The following is a 20,606-nucleotide window of genomic DNA, read 5'->3' as shown; positions in this document are numbered from 1 at the left end:
CAACAGGTTCCCCCGAATCGGGGGACGAAATCCCGTGGGGGTAAAGGCTACTGCACAGGCGCGCGCTGGCCTCACACAAGGTAAAAACGCACGGTACCCTTGCACAATTGTCGATTGTGCAAGGCAAATTCGCATGCCAGGATCCTGCGATCCTCCAGCGAACTCCAGACTTCACTTGGAAAATCAATAACAAAGCAGGGAGAACGCAATGACTGCACACGCTCATACCCCGGCAGCAACCGACCATGTACTGGCCGAGGTCCGCAACCAGATCGGCCACCTGACCCTGAACCGCCCAGCCGGTCTCAATGCCCTGACCCTGGACATGGTGCGCAGCCTGCGTCAGCACCTGGACCAGTGGGCCGACAACCCGCACGTACGCGCCGTGGTCCTGCGCGGCGAAGGCCCCAAGGGGTTCTGTGCCGGTGGCGATATCCGCTCGCTGTACGACAGCTTCAAGGCCGGCGACACGCTGCATGAAACCTTTTTCGTCGAAGAGTACGCCCTCGACCTGGTCATCCACCGCTACCGCAAGCCGATATTGGTGGTGATGGACGGCTTCACCCTCGGTGGCGGCATGGGCCTGGCCCAGGGCTGCGACCTGCGCGTGGTCACCGAGCGCAGCCGGCTGGGCATGCCCGAGGTCGGTATCGGCTACTTCCCGGACGTGGGCGGCAGCTACTTCCTCTCGCGCATCCCCGGCGAGCTCGGCATCTACCTGGGTGTCAGCGGTGCCCAGATCCAGGCGGCCGACGCCTTGTATTGCGGCCTGGCCGACTGGTACCTGGCCAGCGACCAGCTCGCCGCCCTCGACCTGGGCCTCGACCAGCTCGACTTCAGCGACCACCCGCTGAAGGACCTGCAAAACCTGCTAGCTAGGCTCGGTACCCAGGTACTGGATGATGCGCCACTGGAAAAGTTGCGCCCGGCCATCGACCACTTCTTCGCCCTGCCCGACCTGCCAGCCATCGTCGAGCAACTGCGTGCGGTGAGCATTGGCGACAGCCACGCCTGGGCGGTGGCCACCGCCGATCAGCTGGAAACCCGCTCGCCTCTGGCCATGGCGGTTACGCTGGAGATGTTGCGCCGAGGGCGCGAGCTGGGCATTGACGACTGCTTTGCCATGGAACTGCACCTGGACCGCCAGTGGTTCCAGCACGGCGACATCATCGAAGGCGTGCGTGCCCTGATCATCGACAAGGACAAGCAGCCCCGCTGGAACCCGCCGACCCTGGCCGCGCTGCAAAGCCAGCGGGTCGAACAATTCTTCGAAGGCCTGTGAGCCCGGGAGTACACAGATGCAAGACCTCGAACTGAGCGAAGAACAGATCATGATCCGCGACATGGCCCGGGACTTTGCCCGTGGCGAGATCGCACCCCATGCCCAGGCCTGGGAAAAGGCCGGCTGGATCGATGATGGCGTGGTGCGCAAGATGGGCGAACTGGGCCTGTTGGGCATGGTGGTGCCCGAGGACTTCGGCGGCAGCTACACCGACTATGTCGCCTATGCCCTGGCCGTGGAAGAGATCGCCGCCGGCTGCGGCGCCACCGGGGCGATGATGAGCATCCACAACTCGGTAGGTTGCGGCCCGCTGCTGGCCTACGGCACCGCCGAACAGCAACAGCAGTGGCTGCCACGCCTGGCCAGCGGCGAGGTGATTGGCTGCTTCTGCCTGACCGAGCCACAGGCCGGCTCCGAGGCGCACAACCTGCGCACCCGCGCCGAGCTGGTAGATGGCCAGTGGGTCATCAACGGTGCCAAGCAGTTCGTCAGCAATGCCCGCCGTGCAGGCCTGGCGATCGTCTTCGCAGTGACCGACCCGGAGCTGGGCAAGAAAGGCCTGTCGGCGTTCCTGGTACCCACCGACAACCCTGGGTTCAAGGTCGACCGCAGCGAACACAAGATGGGCATTCGCGCCTCCGACACCTGCGCGGTCACCTTCGACAACTGCCGCATTCCTGCCGCCAATATCCTCGGTGAGCGTGGCAAGGGCCTGGCCATTGCCCTGTCCAACCTCGAAGGCGGCCGTATCGGCATTGCCGCCCAGGCCTTGGGCATCGCCCGCGCCGCATTCGAAGCGGCGCTGGTCTACTCGCGTGACCGCATACAGTTTGGCAAGCCGATCAACGAACACCAGAGCATTGCCAATCTGCTGGCCGACATGCAGGTGCAGGTGAACGCCGCACGTTTGCTGATCCTGCATGCCGCCCGCCTGCGCAGTGCCGGCAAGCCGTGCCTGTCGGAAGCGTCACAGGCCAAGCTGTTCGCTTCGGAAATGGCCGAGCGGGTGTGCTCGATGGCCATCCAGGTGCATGGTGGGTATGGTTATCTGGAAGATTACCCGGTGGAGCGCTACTACCGGGATGCACGGATTACCCAGATCTATGAAGGGTCGAGCGAGATCCAGCGGATGCTGATTGCGCGGGAATTGAAAAACTATCCGCTGTAACGCAAAGGCAACGCGGTTTTTGGGGGAGCGGGCGACGCGGTGGCTGGCACCGGCTTTGCCGGTGTTCGCGGGCGCGCCCGCTCCCACAGGAATGTCACCGCAGCAAACTTCTCGCCTCAGCGCCAATACCGCTCATCATCCACCACCCTGGCATGCCCCTCGAACAGCGCCGGCAGCTGCTCCTTGAGGTAGTCGATCCAGGTGCGCACCTTGGCATCCAGGTAGTGGCGTGACGGATACATCGCATACAGCGCACTCTCCCGCAGCCGATACGGTGCCAACAACCGGCACAAGCGCCCCTGCCCGATCGCCTCGCTGGCGGTGTAGAACGGCAGCAGGCCAATGCCCATGCCCAGCTCGCTGGCCACCAACATGGCGTCGGCGACGTTGGTAGAGAAACTGTCGTTTGGCGCGATCACGCACTGGTCAACCCCTTGCGGGAACACCCAGTCGCCTTCGTACATCGGGTAAGCCATGCGCAGGCAGCGATGGCCGTGCAAGTCTTCCGGGCGTTCCGGTACACCGTGGGTGTCCAGGTAGCCGGGGGCCGCGCAGGGGATGCTGAAAATGTTGCCCAGCGGCACAGCGATCAGTTGCGAATCCGGCAGCGCACCGTCCACGGTGATCACCACGTCATGCCCTTCGGCCAGCGGGTCGGGGTTGCGCTGCGACAGCGTCAGCTCGATCACCACTTCCGGGTAAAGCGTGTTGTAGCCGGCCACCAGCGGCATCAGCAAAAGCCCCATGCCGTGCGGGCAGTGCAAACGCAGATGGCCGCGAGGCGTGAGGTGCGCCCCTCGCGCTTCGCCCACGGCTTCTTCGGTCAGCAGCATGATCTGCCGCGCACGCTCCAGAAACCGCTCACCCGCCTCACTCATGCGCAGGCGCCGGGTGGTGCGGTGCAGCAGGCGGGTCTGCAGCTGGTTCTCCAGCTCGGCGACGATGCGCGAAACCTGCGCTGCAGAAATATCCAGAGCATTGGCAGCTGCAGCGAAGCTGCCACATTCCACCACACGGGTGAAGGTACGCATGGCATGCAGCATGTCCATGAAGGGGTGCTCCTTGTTTTATTCCTGCATTAAAGGCAGGAATCTATCACGGTTTAGCCCATTTATTGTGGATGACCAATGAATAGATCATTAGCCATCCATTAAAAAAGGAGCCTGTCATGAAACGCTCGATCGCCGTCCTTGCCATTACCGCTGCCTTCGCCTCGTTCGGTGCTTTTGCCGATGCAGGCGAAAACCAGCCCGTCAGCAGCACCTATGAATACGGCATGCCGCTGGACGTGGCCAAGGTCATCTCCATCACGCCGGCCAGCAACGCCGCTGACTGCCAGGTTGGCACCGCGCACATGGTGTACGTCGACCATCAGGGCCAGAAGCGCGAAATCGACTACCGGGAAATGGGCAACTGCTCGCAGCAGTGAGTCAGGCCAGCACCTGGGTGATCCAGCCCGCCTGCTGATTGAAATCGTCGATCTTCGCCTGAGGCACCGCATCGCGGGCCCGCTGGAAATTGGCCAGGGTCTGCTGCTTCTGCCGCAGCATGCGCCGCCACTTCACCACAAACGCCTCGCTTTTTTCCTGCATCAACACGGGGCCGAAGTACAGCTGTTCAGCGCTATACACCCCCCTGCCCGGCTCAGCGACGATAATCTCGTAATCGAAGCGGTTTTCCCGCAGCAGTTCCTCGCTGACGATCTGGTAGCCATTGCCCGCCAGCCACTGGCGCAGCTCGCGCTCACCGCCATTGGGCTGCAGTACCAGGCGCGTGACGCCGCCAAGGCGCTGCTTGCCGGCCTCGAGGATCTCGCACATGGTGTCGCCGCCCATCCCGCAGATGCTCACCACCGAGATACGGTCTTGCGGCTCGACCGCTGCCAGCCCATCGGCCAGGCGCACGGTTACCTGCTCTTGCAGGCCGTTTCTGCGCACATTGCGCTGGGCCGAGGCGAATGGCGTCTGTGCCACTTCACCCGCTACAGCGGCCTCGAGTACGCCACGCAGCATCAAGGCCACCGGCAGGTAGCCGTGGTCCGAGCCAATGTCGGCCAGGCGCGCCCCCTGCGGTACATGGGCGGCCACGCGCTCCAGGCGCCTGGACAAAGTCTGTTCGTTCAACGTAAACCTCTGGTTTTGCAATCGCCCGCGATTCTGACGGCGAACGCCGCGCATTTCAAACGCCGAGGCACCCTCGACCGGGCTGGTGCGCTCGCGTAGGCTTGCCGTTTTCCTTCCGTTGCAAGGCAGACACACCATGGCACATGCAGACATCATCTACACCCCGGACCCGGACGCCGAGTCGATTTCCTCGGACGTTGCCGAGTACAACGGCGTGCTGGTCACCACGCAAATCCCGACCCACGCCGACGGCAGCCTGGAGCTGGGCGGCATCGTCGAGCAGAGCGAATGCACCCTGCAGGCGCTGAAAGTGGCCCTGGAAAAGGCCGGCAGCGGTATGGACCGCGTGCTGCACCTGACCATCTACCTGACCGACATGGCCGACCGCGCAGCGTTCAACGAGGTGTACCAGCGCTTCTTCAGCAAGCCCTGGCCGGTGCGTGCGGCGGTGGGTGTGGCTTCGCTGGCTTTTGAAGGCATGCGCGTGGAAGTGACGGCGATGGCTGCCAAGCGCTGAGCTGCGCTTGTGGGGGTGCGCAGCGCCCCCGACATCGTTGACTGGCCGCAAAATCGCCGGGGCCGCTCTGCGGCCCTTTCGCGACGCAAGGCCGCTCCCACAGTTGCGCGTACCCGCAGCCAATCCCGCACCTCTCGGCACCCCAATGATGCCGCCAGCCCGTTTCACCGCTACAATGCCCGCCTAAACCGTGACAGCCCGAAAATATAACGACATGTCCCTTCCAAAGAATCACCTGGAACTGCTCAGCCCTGCCCGTGACGTGGCCATCGCCCGTGAAGCGATCCTGCACGGCGCTGACGCCATCTATATCGGCGGCCCGAGCTTCGGCGCGCGCCATAACGCCTGCAACGAAGTCAGCGATATCGCCGAGCTGGTCGAGTTCGCCCATCGCTACCATGCACGCGTGTTCACCACCATCAACACCATCCTGCACGACAACGAGCTGGAACCGGCGCGCAAGCTGATTCACCAGCTGTACGATGCCGGCGTTGACGCGCTGATCGTGCAGGACCTTGGGGTGATGGAGCTGGACATCCCGCCGATCGAGCTGCATGCCAGCACCCAGACCGACATCCGCACCCTGGAACGGGCCAAGTTCCTCGACCAGGCCGGGTTCTCGCAACTGGTACTGGCGCGGGAGCTGAACCTGCAGCAAATCCGCGCCATCGCCGCCGAAACCGATGCCGCCATCGAGTTCTTCATCCACGGCGCGCTGTGCGTGGCGTTCTCCGGCCAATGCAACATTTCCCATGCGCAGACCGGCCGCAGCGCCAACCGTGGTGATTGCTCGCAAGCCTGCCGCCTGCCCTACACGCTCAAAGATGACCAGGGCCGCGTGGTTGCGTTCGAGAAACACCTGCTGTCGATGAAGGACAACAACCAGACCGCCAACCTGGCTGACCTGGTCGATGCCGGCGTGCGCTCGTTCAAGATCGAGGGCCGCTACAAGGACATGGGCTATGTGAAGAACATCACCGCCCATTACCGCAAAGAGCTCGATGCCATCCTTGAAGACCGCCCTCAGTACGCCCGCGCGTCCAGTGGCCGTACCCAACACTTCTTCCTGCCCGACCCGGATAAAACCTTCCACCGCGGCAGCACCGACTACTTCGTGACCGACCGCAAGGTCGATATCGGCGCCTTCGACTCGCCAACCTTCACCGGCCTGCCGGTGGGCGTAGTGGAAAAGGTCGGCAAGCGTGACATGCAAGTGGTCACCGACGTACCGCTAACCAACGGCGACGGCCTCAATGTGCTGGTCAAGCGCGAAGTGGTGGGCTTCCGCGCCAACATCGCCGAACCGCGTGGCGAATTCGAAGAAGACGGCCAGAAGCGCTACCGCTATCGCGTCGAGCCCAACGAAATGCCCGAAGGCCTGCACAAGCTGCGGCCCAACCACCCGCTGTCGCGCAACCTCGACCACAACTGGCAACAGGCCCTGCAACGCACCTCCTCCGAACGCCGGGTCGGCGTGGAGTGGCACGCGGTCCTGCGCGAGCAGCGCTTGATGCTTACCCTCAGCAGTGAAGAAGGCGTGAGCGTGCAGGTGGCCCTGGACGGCCCATTCGGCGTAGCCAACAAGCCGCAGCAGGCACTGGAGCAGTTGCACGACCTGCTCGGCCAGCTGGGCACCACCCTGTACCACGCCGACCGCATCGAACTGGATGCCCCGCAGGCGTACTTCATTCCCAACTCGCAGCTCAAGGCCCTGCGCCGCGAAGCCATCGAGGCACTGACTGCAGCACGCGTGCAGGCGCATCCGCGTGGCGGGCGCAAGGCCGAGACCACGCCACCGCCGGTGTACCCCGAGTCGCACCTGTCGTTCCTGGCCAACGTATACAACCAGAAGGCCCGCGACTTCTACCACCGCCACGGTGTGCAACTGATCGATGCGGCCTATGAAGCCCATGAAGAACACGGCGAAGTGCCGGTGATGATCACCAAGCACTGCCTGCGCTTCTCCTTCAACCTGTGCCCCAAGCAGGCCAAGGGCGTGACCGGCGTGCGTACCAAGGTGGCACCGATGCAGCTGATTCAGGGTGACGAAGTGCTGACCCTGAAGTTCGACTGCAAGCCGTGCGAGATGCATGTGATCGGCAAGATGAAGAGCCACATCATCGACCTGCCGACCCCGGGCAGCGCGGTGGCCCAGGTGGTGGGGCATATCAGCCCGGAAGACTTGCTCAAGACCATCCCGCGCGGACCGCACTGAGTTCGCCTGGCAGGGCCTCTTCGCCGCTAAACCGATGTATGTCCACCCCCGGTGTAGGAGCGGGTTTACCCGCGAATACGGTAGCCGCGACAACGGTGAACGGCAGGTGGACATTGTCCAGCAGGCCCGGCCCTTTCGCGGGTGAACCCGCTCCTACGCAGGCTTGTGGTTTCCCGGTAGGAGCGGGTTTACCCGCGAATACGGTAGCCGCGACAACGGCGAACGGCGGGTGGACATTGGCCAGCAGGCCCGGCCCTTTCGCGGGTGAACCCGCTCCTACACAGGCCCTGTAGGAGCGGGTTTACCCGCGAATACGGTAGCTGCGACAATGGTGAACGGCGGGTGGAAATTGGCCAGCAGGCCCGGCCCTTTCGCGGGTGAACCCGCTCCTACACGGGCTTGTGTAGGAGCGGCTTCAAAGAACGGCGCACGCGTACCTCAACGCCGCTCAACGTATCTGGTGCTTGTGCAGCAACCGATAGAACGTCGGCCGTGAAATGCCCAGCACCTTGGCCGCCACGCTCAGGTTGTCGCTGTGCCGGTTGAGCACATCGCACAGTGCCTGGCGCTCGGCGCGCTGCTTGTATTCTTCCAGCGTGCCCAGCGGCTGTTGTTCCGGGTCGAGCAGCTGCAACCCCAGGTCCTGCGCCTCGATCTGCCGCCCTTCGGCCAGCACCAACCCGCGGCGCACGCGGTTGGCCAGCTCGCGCACATTGCCCGGCCAGTCATGCCGCCCCATCGCCGCCAGGGCATGGTCGCTGAACGACCGTGGCCGACGCCCGGTCTCCACGCTGTAGAAATGGGCAAAATGGTTGGCCAGCATCGACAGGTCACCATGCCGGTCGCGCAACGGCGCGGTCACCACCTGCAAGACGTTCAGGCGGTAGTACAGGTCTTCGCGGAAACGCCCTTGCTCAATGGCCCGCTCGAGGTCCACATGGGTGGCCGCCAACACCCGTACATCCACCGGTATGGGCTGGCTGCCCCCCACCCGCTCGATGTGCTTCTCCTGCAAGAAACGCAGCAAGTTGGCCTGCAACTCCAACGGCAGGTCGCCGATTTCATCGAGGAACAACGTGCCGCCGTCGGCCGCTTCGATACGCCCGGCCTTGCGCTGGTGGGCACCGGTAAAGGCGCCCTTCTCATGGCCGAACAGTTCGGACTGGATCAAGTGCTCGGGGATCGCCCCGCAGTTGATCGCGATGAACGGCTGCTCGCTGCGTTGCGACTGGCGGTGCAAGGTGCGCGCCACCAGCTCTTTGCCGGTGCCGCTCTCTCCGCGGATCAGCACCGGCGATTCGGTGGGTGCCAGTTTACCCAGCAACTTGCGCAACTCGCGGATAGGCCGGCTTTCGCCGAGCAACTCATGGGTCGCCTCATCGACCTTGACGGCCCCCTTGCCGCGCAGGCGCGCCATGCCAAAGGCCCGGCCCAGGGTTACCTGCACGCGGGAGACGTCGAACGGCAGGGTATGGAAGTCGAAGAACCACTCACACACAAAATCACCGAACGCCGGCATGCGCAGCTGGTCGGCGCTGAGCACGGCAATCCATTCGGTGTTGCTGCGCTTGATCATGTCCTTGACCGCGTCCGGGTGCCTCAGGTGCGAAGCCTGCAAGCGCAATAGCCCAACATCGCACGTGTGGTCCAACGCGGCCCCGAGCATACAGCTGTCCACATCCCAGCCTGCGTTGCGCAGGCCAGGTAGCAAGCGGTGACAATCGTCGCAGGGGTCGACGATAAGCAAACGGCGTTGAGCGGCAGGCTGCTGCATGACCGATCCTTGGCGCCAGTTTTTGGTTTTTTGAAATAAAACAGCAAGTTGTGGCGCCCGTTTAACAGTAGCAACGAAGTTGACGGTGCCCAGTACCGTCTGTCTGCCGAATCATTTTTTTACAAACCGCCACGGGAATTTTCGCACTTTATCGACATCACATGGCGGCGCCGGCAAGAACTGCGTCGACGCTTAAAAAAAAATTTACAGCCAATGTGTGACTTACCCACGAACAACGAGCATCAGTAGACATAACCCCGCGCTGCACTTCGCGATCGATGAGGCGACTTTGAAGCAACGCGGACTTCACTTCGATGTTTGGGACCATAGAGAGACCGAACCATGAATGCCCCGCTCCGTGTCAACGAAGCACTGCTGATTGCCGACCACGCCTTCGAACCTTTCCAGTGCGTAGCCTGGGATGCACCCAACGGTACTGGTGAACTGAGCCTGGCAGTGATCGACCGGACCAGCACCCGCATCGGCGCCAAGCAAGTGTCGTCGCGCATCTACTCCGACCCGGCCCAGTGGGCCAGCCTGATCGAAGAAGTGCGCGCCGAATTGTGTGAAAAGGGCTACGACCTGCAACCGTGGTCGATGCCGAAGTAATATTGGCCAGCACAACAAGTGCGTGCATGGTCACGCACTTGTACAACTTCTCTGTTGCTGTTGTGGCAACTTTCCCAATTGCGACAAAGTGTCGCAACCTGCCAGTTCAATCCATCACCCTGAATTGTTGCAAGTGCTGGTAATCAGCCTGCAATTGTTCTGCCAGACGCTGCGCGCGTCCCAGGCGCACGGGCGCCAGTTCCATATCGACCAACAACGTGGCGCACGGCATCGGCTGCACGGTATTGCTGTGCTGCAGGCGACCGTCGGTGAACACCAGGCAACGCAAGGCCTCTTGCGGATGGGCTCGCTGCCGCGCCTGTAGCCAGTGCCGCGCCTGTTCCAGTGCGGCGATCAGCGGCGTGCCCCCACCTGCCCCCAAGGCCTGCAGCCAGGGTTGCAAGGCAGCGGATGCCTTCAGCCCGTGGCGCTGCCACTGTGGTGTGCGCCCGCTGGCAGTCAGCAGGGCCAGGCGGGCGCGCTGGCGATAGGCCTGGTCGAACAATGCCGCCAACAGCCCTTTGGTCTGTGCCAGCGCCTGATGCCGCCGGGTTGAAGCCGAGGCATCGACGATCACCAGCCACAATTCTGCCGGACTGCCTTGGCGCTGCTGCCAGCACAGGTCCTGTCGCTGGCGTGGCCGCCCTTTGAGCAAGGTCGGCAGCCAGGCTACCCGGCCGGCCGCCGCATTTCGCACGAGGCCACGGCGGGTACCGTTCTGCTTGCCTATGCCCGCTCTGGCATCCGCCCCTTTGGCTGGTGGCTGGGGGATGCTCAGGGCTTTTTTGCCCAGTTCGGCACCTCACGGCGGGCGCCGCTGGCCACCGGCTGTGCCGGTAATGCCCCCCAGTCGCCCTGCCCGCCCCGTTCACCCGGGTTGCCGGCACCAGGCTGCTGGTCAGGCGGCTGTGGCGCCGACGGCGGGTTGGCCTGGGGCGTCATACGGCGGCGATGGCGCAAGGCGAATTCGGCCACCGCCTCGACATCCACTTCTTCGATAGCTGCAGCCCCCCGCCAGGCACAGTGGGCGCGCGCAGCGCGCAGCCACACCAGGTCGGCGCGCAGGCCGTCCACGCCGGCGGCGTAGCAGCGCTCGGTAATCCAGGCCAGCGCTTGGTCATCCAGGGCAATGTCGGCCAGGGCCTGGCGCGCCGCGTGGCAGCGCTCGCGCAGTTGCGCCTGGGCCTGGGCCCAGTGTGCGCAGAACGCCTGAGGGTCACTGTCGAAGGCCAGGCGGCGGCGAATGATCTGCTGCCGGGCCTCGGGCTCCGGCAAGCCCTCCAGCGCCACGTTCAGGCCAAACCGGTCGAGCAACTGCGGGCGCAGTTCGCCCTCTTCCGGGTTCATGGTGCCGATCAGTACGAAGCGGGCGCTGTGCCGATGCGAGATACCGTCACGCTCGATGCGGTTTGTGCCGCTGGCAGCCACGTCAAGCAACAGATCGACCAAGGTGTCGGGCAGCAGGTTGACCTCATCGACATACAGCACACCGCCGTCGGCCTGGGCCAGCACGCCCGGGGAAAACTGCGCCTTGCCCTGCCCCAGCGCGGCATCCAGGTCGAGGGTGCCGACCAGCCGCTCTTCACTGGCGCCCAATGGCAAAGTGACGAACGGGCCTTCGCCAAGCAGGTCGGCCAGGCCACGGGCCAGGGTGCTCTTGGCCATGCCACGCGGCCCTTCGATCAACACACCACCGATCCTGGGGTCGATGGCGGTCAGGCACAGCGCCAGCTTGAGGTCGTCTGCACCGACCACGGCCGCCAGCGGAAATTGTACGGGTTCACTCATTTCAAGCCTGTTCCTCGCCATCGAGCAGTTGGTCCTCAAGGGCTTCGCGGTAGTCGCCCGGCGCCTGCCACAAGCCGCGCTGCTGGGCCTCCAGCAGGCGCTCGGTGAGGTCGCGCAGGGCCTCGGGGTTGTGCTCGCGCATGAAATCGCGGGTCGCCGGGTCGAGCACATAGGCATCGGCCAGCCCCTGGTAATGATGGTCGTCGATCAGGTGCGTGGTGGCGTCGAAGGCGAACAGGTTGTCGACTGTCGCGGCCATCTCGAAAGCACCCTTGTAGCCGTGACGCTTGACCCCGTCGATCCACTTTGGGTTGAGCGCACGGGCACGGATCACCCGGTTCAGCTCTTCCTTGAGGGTACGGATGCGCGGTCGATCGGCCTGGCTGTGGTCGCCATGGTAGCTGGCCACCACCGCCCCGGACAGGGTTTCCGAGGCCGCCAGCATGCCGCCCTGGAACTGGTAGTAATCGTTGGAATCGAGCAGGTCGTGCTCGTGGTTGTCCTGGTTCTGCAGCACCGCCTGCACCTTGGCCAGGCGCTGGGCGAACTGGGCGCGGGCCGGGGTGCCGTCGTCGCTGCCGCCGTAGGCATAGCCGCCGTGGTTGAGGTAGACCTCTGCCAGGTCATCGCGGCTGTGCCACAAGCGCCCGTCGATGGCGTTCTGCACCCCGGCACCGTAAGCGCCGGGTTTGGCACCGAACACCCGCCAGCCAGCCTGACGTGCAGCCTGCTCGGCATCAACGCCTTGAGCCTGCAGCGCGGCCCGCTCGCTGCGCACACGGGCGGCCAGGGGGTTGAGGTCGTCCGGCTCGTCCAGCGCGGCCACGGCCTGCACGGCGGCGTCGAACAGGCGGATCAGGTTACCGAAGGCATCTCGGAAGAAGCCGGAAACGCGCAAGGTCACATCCACCCGGGGGCGGTCGAGCAGGCTCAACGGCAAGATTTCGAAGTCGTCGACGCGCTGGCTGCCGGTGGCCCAGACAGGCCGCACGCCCATCAGCGCCATGGCCTGCGCTATGTCGTCGCCGCCAGTACGCATGGTCGCCGTGCCCCACACCGACAGGCCGAGCTGACGCAAGTGATCGCCGTGGTCCTGCAGATGGCGTTCGAGGATCAGGCTGGCCGAGGCGAAGCCCAGGCGCCAGGCTGTGGTGGTAGGCAGGTTGCGCACGTCCACGGTATAGAAGTTGCGGCCGGTGGGCAGCACATCGAGGCGCCCTCGGCTAGGCGCACCACTGGGGCCGGCGGGCACGAAGCGCCCGGCCAGTGCCGCCAGCAGGCCATGCATTTCCGCCGTGCCGCAGGCGTCAAGGCTGGGTGCGACCGCTTCACGCAGGGCCTGCACTACAGCGTGCACCGGTTGCCACTCACTCAGGTCGGGTAACTGTGCTGTGCCTTCCAGCGCCTGCCCGATCACCTGCAGTGCCAGCAGCTCAAGGCGCTCGCGGGTGTCGCCACAGGTGCGCCAAGGTTCATTGCTCATGGCCAGCAGCTGTTCAGGGCGTATGCCCTGCCACGGCTGCCCAAGGTCGCAATCGAGCGGGTCCCAGCCCGGCACCAGTGCTTTGGCCAAAGCTCGCAGCAGGCTGGCATTACCGCCACGGCCGTCGCCACGCTCGACCCGCAACAACGCCAGCAGCGTATCCAGGCGTAGCCGCCCCTCAGGTGACTGACCAAACACGTGCAGGCCATCGCGAATTTGCGACTCCTTCAGGTCGCACAGGTAGGTATCCAGGCGCGGCAGCCAGAGCGCCGCATCGTCCAGTTGCCCTTCCAGTTGCAACTCACGGTCGATGTGGTTGGCCTTGACCAGCTCGAGGATGTCACGCTGCAACTCGCGGGCACGCCGTGGGTCGAGCAACTGCGCTTCATAGAACTCGTCGGCCAGTTGTTCCAGGTGGCGCAGCGGGCCATAGGTTTCGGCACGGGTCAGCGGCGGCATCAGGTGGTCGATGATCACCGCCTGGGTGCGGCGCTTGGCCTGGGCACCTTCGCCCGGGTCGTTGACGATGAACGGGTAGATGTTCGGCAGCGGACCCAGCAGCGCGTCCGGCCAGCACTGCGCCGACAGCCCGACGCCTTTGCCGGGCAGCCATTCGAGGTTGCCATGCTTGCCGACGTGGATCACCGCATCGGCGGCAAATGCGTGACGCAACCAGAAGTGAAATGCCAGGTAGCCGTGCGGCGGCACCAGGTCAGGGTCGTGATACACCGCGCTGGGGTCCACCTGGTAGCCCCGCGCCGGCTGGATACCGACGAAGGTCAAGCCAAAGCGCAGGCCGGCAACCATCAGCCGGCCGCTGCGGTACATCGGATCCTGTTCGGGCGGCCCCCAGCGTTCCAGCACTGCCTGGCGGTTGGCCTGCGGCAGGCGCTCGAAGGCCACCTGGTAATCGGCCAGGCTCAGGCTCTGGGCACAGGGGCGCTGGTCGAGGTGGTCGAGGTCGTTGGTCACGCCACCGAGCAACTGGTGGATCAGTTGCGTACCGCTGCCCGGCAGTTCGGCCAGCGGGTAGCCTTCGGCCTGCAGCGCCTTGAGGATGTTGAGTGCGGCGGCGGGCGTGTCCAGGCCGACGCCATTGCCAATGCGGCCATCGCGAGTCGGGTAGTTGGCCAGCACCAATGCCACGCGCTTCTGGGCATTGGGCAGGCGGGCCAGCTCGACCCAGCGGCGGGCCAGCTCGGCGACAAAGTCCATGCGCTCGGGGTGGGCGCGGTAGCAGACAACGTCGGATTGGCTGCGCTCGCTGCGCCAGGCCATGTCCTTGAAGCTGACCGGGCGCGTGATGATGCGCCCGTCCAGCTCCGGCAATGCAATGTGCATGGCCAGGTCGCGCGCGCCCAGGCCCTGCTCGCTGGCTTCCCAGCCTGGCTGGTTGTCCTGCGCGCAGATGGCCTGCAGCACCGGGATGTCGCGGCGGAACGGGCGCAGGTTGGGGCGCTCGGGGCTGGACAAGGCGAAACCGGTGGTATTGACCAGCACTTCGGCGCCGACCTCGTCCAGCCAGGCTTCGACCTGTTCCAGGCAGGCGCTTTCCTTGAGGCTGGCCACGGCGATCGGCAACGGGTTCAGGCCGGCAGCCTGCAGGCGCTGGCAGAACACGTCGATGAAGGCGGTATTGGCCGCTTGCAGGTGCGAACGGTAGAACAGCAGCGGCGCCACTGGCTGCTCGGGGTGCCAGTGCGGGTACCAGTCCTCGAGTGTCGCGCTGCCCTTGGCGGGGTGATAGACCGCCGTGCGCGGCAAAGGCTGCGGCTCGTCCCAGGCATAGTCGCGGCCCAGCCACTGGCTGGCCAGGCAGTTGAACAGGTTGATGGCGTTGGCCTTGCCGCCCTGGCGCAGGTAATGCCAAAGCCGCTCGGCCTGCTCACCGCGGACGTTGCCCAGGCTGGTCAGCTCCGGGTCCGGGCGGTCATCGCCCGGCACCAGAATCAGCTGGACGCCACGGGCGGCCAGCTCGACCAGTTGTTCGACGCCGTAGCGCCAGTAGCCAACGCCACCGTGCAGCGACACCAGGATGACCTTGGCGTGGCGCAGCACCTGGTCGACATACAGGTCGACCGAGGCATGGTTCTGCACCTGCATCGGGTTGGCCAGGCGCAGGCTGGGAAAGTCTTCGGGCAATTGCTCGGCGGTGTCGGCGAGCAATGCCAGGTGTGAATCGCCGCTGCAGAGAATCACCAGCTCGGCGGGTGTCTGGCCGAGGTCGGCAATGCTGTCATCCGGTACGAAACCACCGGGCTGAGTCCGCAGCAGGTGCATGGGTCAGGCGCCCAGCGCCTGGCGCAGGCGCGCCTCCAGCTGGGCAGCATCGAGGTCCTGGCCGATCAGCACCAGGCGGGTGATGCGCGGCTCGTCGGCGCGCCAGGCGCGGTCGAAGTGCTTGTCGAAACGGGTGCCCACGCCTTGTACCAGCAGGCGCATCGGCTTGCCCGGGATGGCGGCGAAGCCTTTGGCGCGCAGGATACCGAACTCCACCACCAACTGGGTCAATGCATCGAGCAGCAGGCTTTCGTCGGCTTCAGGCAGGTCGATGGAGATGGAGTCGAAAGCGTCGTGGTCATGATCGTCATGATCGTCGCCATCGTGGTGCGAATCGTGGTGGGTTCGGCGGCCATCGATATGCGCCTCGGACTCGGCACCCACGCCCAGCAGCACCTCCAGTGGCAGCTTGCCGCTGCTGGCCTCGATCACTTTCACCGCCGGCGGCAGTTCTTCGGCCACCTCGGCACGCACCTTGGCCAGGCCTTCGGCGTCGATCAGGTCGGCCTTGTTTAACACCACCAGGTCGGCGCTGGCCAGCTGGTCAGCGAACAGCTCGTGCAGGGGCGATTCATGGTCAAGGTTAGGGTCGAGCTTGCGCTGGGCATCGACCTGATCCGGGTAGGCGGCAAAGGTACCAGCGGCCACGGCCGGGCTGTCGACCACGGTGATGACCGCATCGACGGTGCAGGCGTTGCGGATTTCCGGCCACTGGAACGCTTGTACCAATGGCTTGGGCAGGGCCAGGCCGCTGGTTTCGATGAGGATGTGGTCGAGGTCGCCACGGCGGGCTACCAGCTCGCGCATCACCGGGAAGAATTCTTCCTGCACGGTGCAGCACAGGCAGCCGTTGGCCAGCTCGTAGACGCGGCCGCTGGCTTCTTCCTCGGTGCAACCGATGCTGCACTGCTTGAGGATTTCACCATCGATGCCCAGTTCGCCGAATTCGTTGACGATGACCGCAATGCGGCGCCCCTGGGCGTTGTCGAGCATGTGGCGCAGCAAGGTGGTCTTGCCCGATCCGAGGAAGCCGGTGACGATGGTGACGGGGAGCTTGGCCAGTGTTTTCATGTCGCATTGCCCTTGGCAGTGTGGCGCGGGCATGCAGGACGACAGCCGCAGGCCAGGCCGGCCGGGCTTGTTCGCCACCGGATCACCCCGCCCGGTTGAAAGTCGAAAACGTGACGAGGCAGGTCTCCTGGCTTGCACCGTTCCATGTCCCCGTTCAGTCGAACAGCGGGCTGGCGGGATGACGCCTTCCCGCGCGCTGGCGCAGTGGCTGTGTCGATCCGTTGTCGGTGCTTACAGTTGCGGGGGCAGCCGCGGCTTGTACCGCGTTCCCGTCTTAGCTTCGGCCAGGCCGAAGAACCTCGAAGTGGGCAAGGCTACGCAGTGGCTGGCGGGTGGTCAACCATTGCTGCCGGCTGGTCGACCATAAGGGGAGCAACTGCGCTACAGTGGCACCTTTTCAACGGACAAGGACGCCCCATGCCCCTCGCCCCCGCCCTACCGGTACTGCGCATGTTCTCGGCCGACAGGGCCAAGGCTTTCTACCTGGATTGTCTGCAGGTGCAGGGTCAGGCCCCGTTAGACAACCACCTGCGCTTTTGCCAGCAGATCGATGACGAGGCCAACCCATGAAGGCACTGGGCAAACGCGAAATAGGCCGCCTGGAGCGGGAGTTGGTGGCATGCCTGACCGATGCCTGCGAAACCGCCAAGGCGGAGATTGTCGGCTTCTGTTGGCTAACCCATCGCCTCAACCCGGAGGACTTTCCGAGCAGCCTGCGTATTACCTGGGTATTCGAGCAAGAGGCCGACAAGGCAGCGGCCGTGGTCGGTGATGCGAAGGCGCGCATGCTGGCACTTAGCGCTCTGGCGCTGGACCAAGCCGGGATTCAGCTGGACCATCCGGCCTGGCATGTGCGATTCGACAGTGAAGAAGCCTGCGCGCACGGCCACGGCGGAGACTGGGCCAAGCGCTTGCAGACGCAGCGCTGAGCCCCAACCGGCAGCCGGTGCTTTACCCGGCCCCAGACGGTCCGTTAGGCTACGCATTCTCTAAATTACGAGGTGTTCGTCCAATGCGCCATTGATGCCGCCGTCCTTTCGACGGCCAGTCTTCAGCCTCCGGTTCATACCGGAGATGTCGCGGCATTTGTGGAGTTGTGCATGACGAACACGTCGATTCTGACGCTGGACAGCGTCTCCTTGGCCTTGCCTGATGGCAGGCCGCTGTTTAGCAACCTCAACGAAACCTTCGACCAACGCCGCACCGGCCTGGTCGGGCACAATGGCGTGGGCAAAAGCCTGCTAGGGCAGATTCTTGCCGGCCAGCGTGAACCGAGCAGCGGCCATTGTCGGCGCCTCGGGCCTGTCCATTTGCTGGACCAGCAAGTCATCGCGCGCAGCGCCACGCTGGCCGACCTGGCCCAAGTGGGGCCGGTGATTGCGGCGCTGGAGCGCATCGAGCAAGGCAGCATCAAGCCCCAGGATTTCGACACCGTTGGCGAGCGCTGGGATATGCGCGAGCAATTGCAGCTACAGCTTCAGGGCCATGGCCTGGGTCAACTCGACTGGCGCCAGCCCGCACGAACCCTGAGCGGTGGCCAAGCCATGCGCGTGGCATTGATTGGCGCGTGGCTCAGCGATGCCGATTACCTGATCCTCGACGAGCCAAGCAATCACCTGGACAGCAACGCCCGTGCCCAGCTGCTGAGCATGATCGAAGCCTGGGACCGTGGCTTGCTGGTGATCAGCCACGACCGCAGTCTACTGGCGCACATGGCACGCATTGTCGAATTATCCAGCCTGGGCTTGCAGGCCTATGGTGGCAACTACAGCCTCTATAGTGCGCAAAAAGCCAACCAGACGGCGCAGGCCCAGCAGCAACTTGCCCGGCTGAAGCAGGAGCAGCAACGCCAGGCCCGTGAACTGCAGCGCCAACGCGAAGACCTGGAGCGCCATCAAGCCCGGGCCGGGCGCCAAGCCAAGCACGCCAACCAGGCCAAGATTCTGGTCGACCGCAAGCAGGAGCGCAGCCAGGCCACTGCTGGCAAGCAGCGCCGCGACCATCGCGATGCTCGGCAAACGCTACTGGGCAAAGTGCGTGACGCCGCCCGCGAGGTGGAGCAAGATAGCGCTATTACCTTGCACGCGCCCACACCTCAGCGTCATCCGGGCCGTGAAGTGTTGGCCTTGCAGGCACTTTGCTTGCCGCATGGCACCCGCAAAGCGCTTGACCTGCGCTTGTGCCTGGGCCAACGCGTAGGGCTGATCGGCGCCAATGGCAGTGGCAAGTCCACCCTGCTCAGGCTGCTGAATGGGGAATTGCCGGCATCGCCCGACAATGTGCGCCTCAGTGGCGAGACCGCCTTACTCGACCAGCACTGCAGCGCACTGGCAGGCAACCGCAGCGTGCTCGAACACCTGCGCCAAGCCAACCCGACGCTGGCCCAGGGAAAATTGCGCAGCCGCCTGGCGCAACTGGGCCTGGATGCGGCCCGTATCGAACTGCCCAGTGGCCTACTTAGCGGCGGCGAGCGTATGAAGGCGGCGCTGGCCGCCGTGCTGTATCGTGAACGGCCGCTCGACCTGTTGCTGCTTGACGAACCCGGCAACCACCTGGACCTGCCATCGCTGACAGCACTGGAACGCATGCTTGGGCAGTTTCGCGGGGCGCTGATAGTGGCGTCCCATGATGTGGTATTGCTGGAAAACCTGGCGCTGGATGAGTACTTGCTGTTGTAGAAACCGAAAAAAAAGCATCGCAGCCTATCAATTCGTGACTGGCCGTTCCCGATCCGCCAAGGATGTATTAAGGTGGCATGGTGCGCATATAACAGCAGCCCGAGCGATCGGGCACTTGCAAGACAATGAGGGTGTCATGAGCAACGAAAGCATTAATTGGGACAAGCTGGGTTTCGACTACATCAAGACCGACAAACGCTACCTGTCCGTATGGCGCAATGGCGAGTGGGACAAGGGCACCCTGACTGAAGACAACGTACTGCACATCAGTGAAGGCTCCACGGCCCTGCACTATGGCCAGCAGTGCTTCGAAGGCCTGAAGGCCTACCGTTGCAAGGACGGCTCGATCAACCTGTTCCGCCCGGACCAGAACGCGGCCCGCATGCAGCGCAGTTGCGCACGCCTGCTGATGCCGCACGTGCCGACCGATGTGTTCATCGAAGCGTGCAAGCAAGTGGTCAAGGCCAACGAAAAGTTCGTGCCACCGCACGGCAAAGGCGCCCTGTACCTGCGCCCGTTCGTGATCGGCACCGGCGACAACATTGGCGTGCGCACCGCCCCCGAGTTCATCTTCTCGGTGTTCGCCATCCCGGTTGGTTCGTACTTCAAGGGCGGCATGAAGCCGCACAACTTCCAGATTTCCAGCTTCGACCGTGCAGCCCCGCAGGGCACCGGCGCGGCCAAGGTCGGTGGCAACTACGCTGCCAGCCTGCAGCCGGGCGCTGAAGCGAAGAAGGCCAACTTCGCCGACGCCATCTACCTCGACCCGCTGACCCACACCAAGATCGAGGAAGTCGGTTCGGCCAACTTCTTCGGCATCACCGCCAACAACGAGTTCGTCACTCCGAAATCGGCCTCGGTACTGCCAGGCATCACCCGCCTCTCGCTGATGGAACTGGCGCAATCGCGTCTGGGCCTGACCGTGATCGAAGGCGATGTCGAGATCAGCAAGCTGGACCGCTTCGTCGAAGCCGGTGCCTGCGGCACCGCAGCCGTGATCACCCCGATCGGCGGCATCGAGTACAACGGCAAGCTGCACGTGTTCCACGACCTGGAAAAGGTCGGCCCGGTTACCCAGAAGCTCTACAACGAGCTGACCGGTATCCAGAGCGGCGATGTAGAGGCACCGGCAGGCTGGATCGTCAAGGTCGCCTGAGGCGCATCAGCTGTATGAAAACGGGGCATGCCAGCGATGGCATGCCCCGTTTTTCTTGGGTTTTCGCAGCCACCTTGAGGTGCGGGTTTACCCGCGAATACGGTGGCGGCAGCGACGGTGAACGGCTGGTGAAATTGGCCAGCAGGGCCGGCCCTTTCGCGGGTGAACCCGCTCCTACGACGGCCTGTGCATAACCCACGATGTGTGTTCACCACCGTGGTAGGAGCGGGTTTACCCGCGAATACGGTAGCGGCGGCAACGGTGAACGGCTGGTGAAATTGGCCAGCAGGGCCGGCCCTTTCGCGGGTGAACCCGCTCCTACACGACGGCCTGCGCCCAATCCCCGACGTGTGACCACCACCGTGGTAGGAGCGGGTTTACCCGCGAATACGGTAGTGGCGGCAACGGTGAACTGCGGGTGGAAATTGGCCAGCAGGGCCGGCCCTTTCGCGGGTGAACCCG

General features: G+C 64.3%; 17 protein-coding genes and 1 riboswitch. Of the genes, 10 read left to right on the top strand and 7 right to left on the bottom strand.

The annotated features are described in order from the left end of the window. Positions 1–208 precede the first annotated feature (208 nt). Complete coding sequence (locus tag PRJ_RS12375) at positions 209–1,282, top strand: enoyl-CoA hydratase/isomerase family protein (protein WP_104961525.1); 1,074 nt, start codon at positions 209–211, stop codon at positions 1,280–1,282. A 16-nt stretch (positions 1,283–1,298) separates the two neighbouring features. Further along, on the top strand, positions 1,299–2,450 hold the full coding sequence (locus PRJ_RS12370; RefSeq protein WP_014590771.1) for an acyl-CoA dehydrogenase family protein: 1,152 nt from the start codon (positions 1,299–1,301) through the stop codon (positions 2,448–2,450). Positions 2,451–2,566: 116 nt separating this feature from the next. On the opposite strand, the gene PRJ_RS12365 is transcribed toward PRJ_RS12370, so the two are convergent. Continuing rightward, on the bottom strand, positions 2,567–3,499 hold the full coding sequence (locus tag PRJ_RS12365; RefSeq protein WP_064490985.1) for a LysR family transcriptional regulator: 933 nt from the start codon (positions 3,497–3,499) through the stop codon (positions 2,567–2,569). Positions 3,500–3,618: 119 nt separating this feature from the next. Between PRJ_RS12365 and PRJ_RS12360 the strand changes: the two genes are divergently transcribed. Next, positions 3,619–3,879, top strand: a complete 261-nt coding sequence (locus tag PRJ_RS12360; RefSeq protein ID WP_104961524.1) for a DUF2790 domain-containing protein — start codon at positions 3,619–3,621, stop codon at positions 3,877–3,879. A 1-nt stretch (position 3,880) separates the two neighbouring features. Here PRJ_RS12360 and PRJ_RS12355 read toward each other — a convergent pair whose 3' ends face one another. Next, positions 3,881–4,573: a tRNA (adenine(22)-N(1))-methyltransferase TrmK gene (locus PRJ_RS12355; protein WP_104961523.1), complete on the bottom strand. Its 693-nt coding sequence runs from the start codon at positions 4,571–4,573 to the stop codon at positions 3,881–3,883. A gap of 136 nt (positions 4,574–4,709) precedes the next feature. Here PRJ_RS12355 and PRJ_RS12350 point away from each other — a divergent pair, with 136 nt between their 5' ends. Both PRJ_RS12350 and PRJ_RS12345 read left to right on the top strand, forming a co-directional pair. After that, complete coding sequence (locus tag PRJ_RS12350; protein WP_004577524.1) at positions 4,710–5,090, top strand: RidA family protein; 381 nt, start codon at positions 4,710–4,712, stop codon at positions 5,088–5,090. Positions 5,091–5,304: 214 nt separating this feature from the next. Then, positions 5,305–7,305: a U32 family peptidase gene (locus PRJ_RS12345; RefSeq protein WP_004577525.1), complete on the top strand. Its 2,001-nt coding sequence runs from the start codon at positions 5,305–5,307 to the stop codon at positions 7,303–7,305. A gap of 448 nt (positions 7,306–7,753) precedes the next feature. On the opposite strand, the gene PRJ_RS12340 is transcribed toward PRJ_RS12345, so the two are convergent. Next, positions 7,754–9,079 (bottom strand): sigma-54 dependent transcriptional regulator, encoded by a 1,326-nt coding sequence (locus PRJ_RS12340; RefSeq protein WP_104961522.1) that lies wholly within the window; start codon positions 9,077–9,079, stop codon positions 7,754–7,756. 342 nt (positions 9,080–9,421) lie between these two features. On the opposite strand from PRJ_RS12340, the gene PRJ_RS12335 reads away from it, so the two are divergent. Then, positions 9,422–9,688: a hypothetical protein gene (locus tag PRJ_RS12335; RefSeq protein WP_003247923.1), complete on the top strand. Its 267-nt coding sequence runs from the start codon at positions 9,422–9,424 to the stop codon at positions 9,686–9,688. Between the two features lie 106 nt (positions 9,689–9,794). Here the strand turns inward: PRJ_RS12335 and PRJ_RS12330 are convergent, their stop codons facing one another. The 4 genes from PRJ_RS12330 to cobW all read right to left on the bottom strand — a co-directional run bounded on the left by PRJ_RS12330 (position 9,795) and on the right by cobW (position 16,310). Further along, positions 9,795–10,385, bottom strand: a complete 591-nt coding sequence (locus PRJ_RS12330) for a VWA domain-containing protein (RefSeq protein ID WP_064490983.1) — start codon at positions 10,383–10,385, stop codon at positions 9,795–9,797. A 77-nt stretch (positions 10,386–10,462) separates the two neighbouring features. Next, the gene (locus tag PRJ_RS12325; RefSeq protein ID WP_104961521.1) at positions 10,463–11,476 is read right to left on the bottom strand and encodes an ATP-binding protein; all 1,014 of its coding nucleotides are present in this window, start codon (positions 11,474–11,476) and stop codon (positions 10,463–10,465) included. Position 11,477: 1 nt separating this feature from the next. Continuing rightward, positions 11,478–15,239, bottom strand: a complete 3,762-nt coding sequence (cobN, locus tag PRJ_RS12320; protein WP_104961520.1) for a cobaltochelatase subunit CobN — start codon at positions 15,237–15,239, stop codon at positions 11,478–11,480. Positions 15,240–15,242: 3 nt separating this feature from the next. Next, a complete protein-coding gene (gene cobW / locus PRJ_RS12315) occupies positions 15,243–16,310 on the bottom strand; it encodes a cobalamin biosynthesis protein CobW (RefSeq protein WP_003247913.1) in 1,068 nt (355 codons plus the stop codon). Positions 16,311–16,409: 99 nt separating this feature from the next. After that, a riboswitch (cobalamin riboswitch) is annotated at positions 16,410–16,627 on the bottom strand. Between the two features lie 100 nt (positions 16,628–16,727). On the opposite strand from cobW, the gene PRJ_RS30060 reads away from it, so the two are divergent. The 4 genes from PRJ_RS30060 to PRJ_RS12300 all read left to right on the top strand — a co-directional run bounded on the left by PRJ_RS30060 (position 16,728) and on the right by PRJ_RS12300 (position 20,144). After that, entirely contained in the window at positions 16,728–16,880 is a 153-nt protein-coding gene (locus PRJ_RS30060) for a hypothetical protein (RefSeq protein ID WP_177429894.1), read from the top strand. Then, positions 16,877–17,239 (top strand): hypothetical protein, encoded by a 363-nt coding sequence (locus PRJ_RS12310; RefSeq protein WP_104961519.1) that lies wholly within the window; start codon positions 16,877–16,879, stop codon positions 17,237–17,239. The genes PRJ_RS30060 and PRJ_RS12310 overlap by 4 nt, the downstream gene beginning before the upstream one ends. Before the next feature lie 171 nt (positions 17,240–17,410). After that, positions 17,411–18,988: an ATP-binding cassette domain-containing protein gene (locus PRJ_RS12305; protein ID WP_104961518.1), complete on the top strand. Its 1,578-nt coding sequence runs from the start codon at positions 17,411–17,413 to the stop codon at positions 18,986–18,988. 136 nt (positions 18,989–19,124) lie between these two features. Next, on the top strand, positions 19,125–20,144 hold the full coding sequence (locus PRJ_RS12300) for a branched-chain amino acid aminotransferase (protein WP_003247906.1): 1,020 nt from the start codon (positions 19,125–19,127) through the stop codon (positions 20,142–20,144). Positions 20,145–20,606 lie beyond the last annotated feature (462 nt).

Origin of the sequence: Pseudomonas sp. XWY-1 (assembly GCF_002953115.1) — a bacterium.
Taxonomy (GTDB): domain Bacteria; phylum Pseudomonadota; class Gammaproteobacteria; order Pseudomonadales; family Pseudomonadaceae; genus Aquipseudomonas; species Aquipseudomonas alloputida.
The sequence above is the reverse complement of the archived record's forward strand: the minus strand, read 5'-3'. Positions and strand labels throughout refer to the sequence as shown.